The 607-nt window shown below is 36.7% G+C and carries 1 protein-coding gene; it reads left to right on the top strand.

Annotated elements, in window-relative coordinates; genetic code table 11:
* The coding region (locus L696_RS0109245; RefSeq protein ID WP_025683396.1) for a class I SAM-dependent methyltransferase at positions 1-607 on the top strand (607 nt) is incomplete at both ends.

Here is a 607-nt window from a genome sequence, read left to right as displayed (position 1 = left end):
TCGTTACTACCTCAGTTATCAAGAACTTTAGAAGTAAGCATAGACAAGCTTCTTGGGTATGTATCACGGGATAAAACGATTACCATTTACGAGGAAGAATATAAAACGCAAGAATATTACTGGGGTACTGAACCTAATAAAGTGTGTTATCAGGTTTTGCAGTTTATGCCCCCCAATAAACACATAAAATTATTGGATATTGGATGTGGTGAGGGAAAAGACGCCGTATTTTTTGCTAGAAATGGATATGATGTCACTGCATTTGATGTTTCGGACGCAGGTATAGAGAAAACCAAGAGACTTGCTGAAAAAATCGGTGTCCATGTTAATGTATTCAAGGCAGATATTTTAGATTATCGTTTGGATACGCATTTTGACGTTATCTTTTCAAGTGGTGTCCTACACTACATAAAACCGGAATTTCGCAAAGAAATATTTGAAAATTATAAGCAGTATACAAATCCAAACGGCTTGCATTTCTTAAATGTGTTTGTAAACAAGCCGTTTATTGCTCCACCACCTGAAAAAGAACCTAATGCGTATAAGTGGTACTCTGGTGAACTGCTTGCACATTATCACGACTGGTTAATTGAAGATAGTTCGGAAG

It is taken from the genome of Paenibacillus maysiensis, from assembly GCF_000520815.1.
In the GTDB taxonomy this organism is placed as follows: domain Bacteria; phylum Bacillota; class Bacilli; order Paenibacillales; family Paenibacillaceae; genus Paenibacillus; species Paenibacillus maysiensis.
The sequence above is the reverse complement of the archived record's forward strand: the minus strand, read 5'-3'. Positions and strand labels throughout refer to the sequence as shown.